General features: G+C 39.8%; 7 protein-coding genes and 1 riboswitch. All 7 genes read left to right on the top strand.

Annotated elements, in window-relative coordinates; all coding sequences use genetic code 11:
* Nucleotides 1-179: 179 nt before the first annotated feature.
* Nucleotides 180-370: riboswitch (Lysine riboswitch) on the top strand.
* Nucleotides 371-484: 114 nt separating this feature from the next.
* The 7 genes from lysA (at nt 485) to AN618_RS11950 (ending at nt 5,222) form a co-directional block, all read left to right on the top strand.
* On the top strand, nt 485-1,813 hold the full coding sequence (gene lysA, locus AN618_RS11980; RefSeq protein ID WP_066355519.1) for a diaminopimelate decarboxylase: 1,329 nt from the start codon (nt 485-487) through the stop codon (nt 1,811-1,813).
* 107 nt (nt 1,814-1,920) lie between these two features.
* Nucleotides 1,921-2,517, top strand: coding sequence for a site-2 protease family protein (locus AN618_RS11975; RefSeq protein WP_245628525.1), 597 nt, complete (start codon nt 1,921-1,923; stop codon nt 2,515-2,517).
* Between the two features lie 14 nt (nt 2,518-2,531).
* Nucleotides 2,532-3,278, top strand: a complete 747-nt coding sequence (locus AN618_RS11970) for a segregation and condensation protein A (RefSeq protein WP_066355512.1) — start codon at nt 2,532-2,534, stop codon at nt 3,276-3,278.
* Between the two features lie 2 nt (nt 3,279-3,280).
* Nucleotides 3,281-3,796: an SMC-Scp complex subunit ScpB gene (gene scpB, locus AN618_RS11965; protein ID WP_066355509.1), complete on the top strand. Its 516-nt coding sequence runs from the start codon at nt 3,281-3,283 to the stop codon at nt 3,794-3,796.
* A 9-nt stretch (nt 3,797-3,805) separates the two neighbouring features.
* Nucleotides 3,806-4,357: a DUF2953 domain-containing protein gene (locus AN618_RS11960; RefSeq protein ID WP_066355508.1), complete on the top strand. Its 552-nt coding sequence runs from the start codon at nt 3,806-3,808 to the stop codon at nt 4,355-4,357.
* A complete protein-coding gene (ytfJ, locus tag AN618_RS11955) occupies nt 4,330-4,731 on the top strand; it encodes a GerW family sporulation protein (protein ID WP_066355507.1) in 402 nt (133 codons plus the stop codon). Before AN618_RS11960 ends, ytfJ begins: the two co-directional genes overlap by 28 nt.
* A gap of 83 nt (nt 4,732-4,814) precedes the next feature.
* Complete coding sequence (locus tag AN618_RS11950) at nt 4,815-5,222, top strand: hypothetical protein (protein WP_066355506.1); 408 nt, start codon at nt 4,815-4,817, stop codon at nt 5,220-5,222.
* Nucleotides 5,223-5,416: the final 194 nt, after the last annotated feature.

Below are 5,416 nucleotides of genomic sequence, written 5' to 3'. Positions count from 1 at the left end.
TTAGTTGTTCTTGTGACATTAGATAACGCACCTCATTCCTCATAGTGACATTTTATCACGATAGTCTACAAGGTGACATTATCATAAAATAACCACACTCAAACAAAAAATCAGTTGACATCATCCATGCCTGTGTTATAATTATACAAAAATAAATAACAATACCTCATCTCGCAATGAGTTGAGGTAGAGGCGCGACACATCAAGAGTACTCCTGCGGAGGTACGAGAGGCCAATGATGCAGGAGGAAAGGGATTGTCGCCGAAGCACAATCCGATTCTCGTAGGGTTGTGCTGGGCCTATGCCGAAGAGGTATAGGACTGTCACCAAAAAACTTCCCCGAGTTTTTTGGTGGAGCGCTACTTCATAACCCTGGGGAGAGAGGAGGTATTTGCCTGTATGAAAAAAGACAGCTGGCAAATATCTGCGGCTGTATTTTTTTTTAATTTATGTGTAAAGAATAATTGAAGAAAGGAGAACGTCGATGCTGCACAAGAACTTGACGGTAAATGAAAAAGGCCATCTGGAAATAAGCGGTTGTGATGCGGTTGAACTTGCAAAGAAGTACGGGACACCTCTTTACGTGATGGATGAATCGCTCATAAGAGAAAATTGCAGGATTTACAAGGATGAACTTTATTCACTGCATCCAGACAGCGGTGTAATTTATGCCGCGAAGGCATTTATAACAATGTCTATGTGCAAGATAGTAGAAGAAGAAGGTCTGTATATGGATGTGGTTTCAGGCGGAGAACTTTATACTGCAATAAAAGCAGGTTTTCCACTAGAAAGAGTATATTTTCATGGAAATAATAAATCTTACGAAGAGTTGAAAATGGCCTTGGAGCACAGGGTGGGGCATATTGTCGTTGATAATTTCTATGAACTGGAAATGTTAAACAACCTTACGAGAAAGCTAAAAAGGAAGGTCACCGTGTTGCTGCGCATAACGCCCGGAATAGAAGCACATACTCACGATTATATAAAGACAGGCCAAATAGATTCAAAGTTCGGCTTTAGCCTTGAAAATGGAATGGCAATGACAGCAGTAGAGAAAGCTCTAAGCATAAAAGGTGTAAAATTAGTTGGTTTTCACTGCCATATTGGATCGCAGATATTTGAAGCTGAACCATTTGCATTAACTGCAGAAGTTATGATGAAGTTTGTTAACTCGGTAAAAGAACGATACGGTTTTGAAACATCTCAAATCGATTTTGGTGGAGGATTCGGGATAAAGTATACTGAGGACGATAAACCACTTCACCCGAGAGAGTATTTGAAAGCACTGGTTGAAACTGTAAAGAAATGGGCAAAAGAGTTCAATCTAGCTGTTCCAAGGATTATGATAGAGCCCGGCAGGGCCATTGTGGGGCCGGCTGGGGTAACCCTATATACAATAGGAGCAATAAAAGATATTCCAAATGTAAGAAAATACGTCTGTGTGGATGGGGGAATGAGCGACAATATAAGGCCAGCGCTTTACGGTGCAAAATATACAGCCATCATAGCAAACAAGGCAAGTAAGCCACTAAAGGAGGTTGTTTCAATAGCGGGAAAATGCTGTGAATCCGGCGATATGCTCATCTGGGACATAAAGCTTCCAGAGGTAGAAAGCGGGGACATTTTGGCAGTTTTGTCGACTGGAGCATATCATCATTCGATGTCAAGTAATTACAATATGATCCCGCGTCCAGCTATTGTTTTTGTAAGGGATGGAGTTTCATGGCTTGCGGTAAAAAGAGAGACTTATGAGGACCTTTTAAAAAATGAGATATTCGAACAGGAAGAAGAAGTTGCATCATATGTCTTATGAGAGTGCGCTAATGCGCACTTTTTTTATGATGGTAAAAATGGTATAATGCTTATGGCAAAATATTATACGAAAGGATGTTATAAATGCCATATTTTTCAGGCCCGGAAATGCTTTTAAGAATTCCGGCTCTTTTGATAGCTATATCTTTTCACGAATATGCCCACGCTAGAGTTTCTTATGCTTTGGGTGATCCAACTCCCAAATGGACGGGGAGGTTGACTTTAAATCCGTTAGCACACCTTGATCCGATCGGTTTGCTCATGTTATGGCTATTTAAATTCGGTTGGGCAAAGCCGGTTATGGTTGATCCGAGGTATTATTCTAACAGAAACGGCATTGTGCTGACATCCCTCGCGGGCCCTTTGACGAATTTTTCCCTAGCCTTTATTACTTTAGTGGTTATCAAATTAAATATTCTCGGTGGATTATTTGCAGCCTTTTTAGAAGTGCTATTTTCTTACAATTTGGTTTTAGCCGTTTTCAATCTTATCCCTATTGCCCCTCTTGATGGGTATAAGATTCTTACAGGTCTTCTACCATGGAGAATGAGCGATAAGCTTGCTCATTTAGAAACTTACGGACCTTTAATCCTGATATTCATCGTTTATTTTAATCTGGTGCATATTATTCTCGACCCATTTATATCGATTTCTTTGCGCGTTTTAGATAGATTGAGCGATATATTATTGATTTTTAGATTTTAAAGGGTGACAGATTCGTGGCGTTAAATGTTAAGTTAGAAGCTTTTGAAGGTCCGCTGGACCTTCTTCTTCATCTTATAGAGAAGAACCAGATTAATATCTACGACATACCTATTTCGGAGCTGACCGACCAATATTTAGGCTATTTGGAGGGACTTGAGCAGCTGGATATAGACCTGGCAAGCGAGTTTTTGTTAATGGCGGCCACATTGCTCAGTATAAAATCAAGAATGTTACTTCCCAAAGAAAAGACGGAGGGTACGCGGGAAGAGGCATGTACAGTTTCGGGTAAAGATGATCCGAGAATGGAATTGGTAGAGAAACTAATAGAGTATAAAAGATATAAGATGATAGCTGAGGTATTAAAGGAGAAAGAAGAGACGGAAAGTAAAATTTTTAAACACAAGCGTGAAGACTTATCCTTTTTGTTTGAAGGAGAAATTTCTCTTTCTGAAGTTAATCTTGACGATCTAATCTTAATTTTTACTCGTATCATTAAAAAGGGTGGAATTGAAGGAGGCCGAACCCTAAAGACGATTTTAAAAGATCCTTTGCCGTTAAAGGTTAGAATAAAACAGGTATATAAAATTTTATTAAAGAGAAAAAGGATGTTTTTCAGGGAGTTTTTTCAAGAGAATTCCAGTAAATTGGAAATTATAATGACTTTTCTTGCAATACTCGAACTTATCAAATTAAACAGGGTAAAAGTAAAACAGGAACGGCTTTTTGGAGAAATAACGGTAGTATTAAAGGAGGAAGGTTGAATTTGGACAGGGATGCGGCTAAAGGAATTTTGGAAGGTATATTGTTTGCAGCTGGAGATCCTGTTGAATTGAAAGATCTGGCAAAAGTGCTTGAAATTTCTGAGGAGGAAGTTTTATCCCTCGTCAATGATATGAAACAGGAATATAATTCGCAAAATAGAGGAATCATGATATCTGAGGTGGGTAAAAAAATTAGGCTAACTACCAAAGCTGAGATTTACCCTTACATCGAGAAATTGTTAAAGCCTCAAATTAGAACCCAACTTTCGAAAGCAGCTTTGGAAACATTGGCAATAATCATGTTCAAACAGCCGGTCACCAAAGCTGAAATAGAATCCATAAGGGGTGTCAACGTGGAAAAAACGCTAAACAGTCTTATGGAAAGAAACCTAATCTGCGAAGTTGGAAGGCTGGACGCACCAGGTCGACCAATTTTGTACGGTACAACACAGGAATGTCTAGAGTATTTTGGACTCAGCTCTATTGAAGAACTTTCGGAAATTAAATTGAGCGAATAGGGGATTAATGTGGTTATATTATTGGTCGCTATTCTTACTGTTTTGTTAATTGCCCTCGTTCCTGTAAAATACTATGTAAATTTAGATGTGGAAGGGAAAGAGAAATGGGAAGTTTGCCTGAAAGTATCGGTTGGAGGGCTTATTTTTAAAAGAGAAGTATTTCATATTCCAAATAATAAAAGTAAAAAGAAGTGGAATTGGCAGTCATTGGATTCGATTTCCTTTTTGAAAGCAATTAGGATAAAAAAGATTTCATGTTACATAAAATACGGTTTCAATGACCCTTTTGTGACAGGTATAACAGCAGGACTAATGTGGAACGTTCTGGCTTTTGCTTTTGTAATTTTAAGCCTTTTTTTTACCATTGATGGTTCCGATTTATGTATAGATCTAAGGCCTGATTTTTCCGGTTACAAACCGTTTGAGCTTCATTTTGAAAGTATAATGAGCATGAGAATCGGTCATATTATTACCGCGGGACTATCCATGTGGGGATCGCGGTTTAAGCAAAAAATTAGAGGGAGCGAAAGAACATGGATGGACATCCTATTGAAAACCTGATGAAAACAGCTATGGAGAGCATAAAAGACATGGTTAATGTCAACACGATAATTGGAGATGCCGTTGAAGCCCCGGACGGTACCGTAATTATTCCGGTATCGCGGGTTACCTTCGGCTTTGCCGCCGGCGGCAGTGAATTTTTTGGGAAAGGTGGTCAGGCAAAAGATAGAAATGAAGAAGCGGAAAAAAAGCCTTTTGGCGGCGGAAGCGGAGCGGGCGTTTCTGTCCAGCCCGTCGCATTTATGGTGGTAGGGCAAGGGCAAATTAGATTGTTGCCGGTCCATCAAAACGCCATGTGGGAGAGGGTAATAGACTTAGCTCCACAAATTTTAGAACAGTTAAAAGCAGCACTGAAAAAGAACTCCGAGCGATAGTGGTCCAGCCCAAATAGACTGGACCATTATTTTTTTGTTAAAATAAAAAGTAAGACATACTTTATTGGGGAGAGGAGTCAAAAATGGATTTAAAAGAAGCAATAGACATAATTTGGGAAAACAGAAAGTATAAGACTGCCGATCCTAAAGAAGCCATAAGCCATCTTAATGAAGAGGTGGCCGAGTCCTTAAAAGCCCTCTTAAGAGGCGAAATCGCAAAAGCTAAGCGCGAATTAGAAGATGCCTTTTCGTGCATATTAATCGCTCTCAAAGTGTTGGAGATAAATCCTGAAGAAGCAATTATGCGTCAAGTTAATCAAATGAAGCAAAGACAGGAAAGACTTATGATATTTAAAAAAGATAAAGTCGAGATATATGTGAATGGGGTTTACAAAGGAGGATGGTCAGTTGGGAGCGAAGAAGATATAAGGGAAGCGGAGAAAATAGCAAAGGAATTCGGATGCAATATATTATACGAAAATAAAAATTAGAGATTTTCTATATGCTGTGACATCCTCACCCTAATGAATTAGGGGGCATCCCAACGTGGGACGGCGGCTTTAAGCCGCAGGTTAGCCAGCACTCCCTGGTCTACCCAGTTCATCGCCTTGGCCTTAAGGGGTGTCACGCTCCCCTTTCTCCCAGGGTCATGCCCCAAGAGCATCGAGCCCTCTCGCGGCTATGT

Origin of the sequence: Fervidicola ferrireducens (genome assembly GCF_001562425.1) — a bacterium.
Taxonomy (GTDB): Bacteria; Bacillota; Thermosediminibacteria; order Thermosediminibacterales; family Thermosediminibacteraceae; genus Fervidicola; species Fervidicola ferrireducens.
Note: the sequence above shows the minus strand (reverse complement) of the source record. Positions and strands in the feature narration are given on the sequence as shown.

What these genes read in the sequence shown, in the direction of transcription:
- ytfJ (WP_066355507.1), top strand. Translation starts at nt 4,330, where the DNA reads ATGGATGGACATCCTATTGAAAACCTGATGAAAACAGCTATGGAGAGC.
- AN618_RS11950 (WP_066355506.1), top strand. Translation starts at nt 4,815, where the DNA reads ATGGATTTAAAAGAAGCAATAGACATAATTTGGGAAAACAGAAAGTAT.
- AN618_RS11975 (WP_245628525.1), top strand. Translation starts at nt 1,921, where the DNA reads ATGCTTTTAAGAATTCCGGCTCTTTTGATAGCTATATCTTTTCACGAA.
- lysA (WP_066355519.1), top strand. Translation starts at nt 485, where the DNA reads ATGCTGCACAAGAACTTGACGGTAAATGAAAAAGGCCATCTGGAAATA.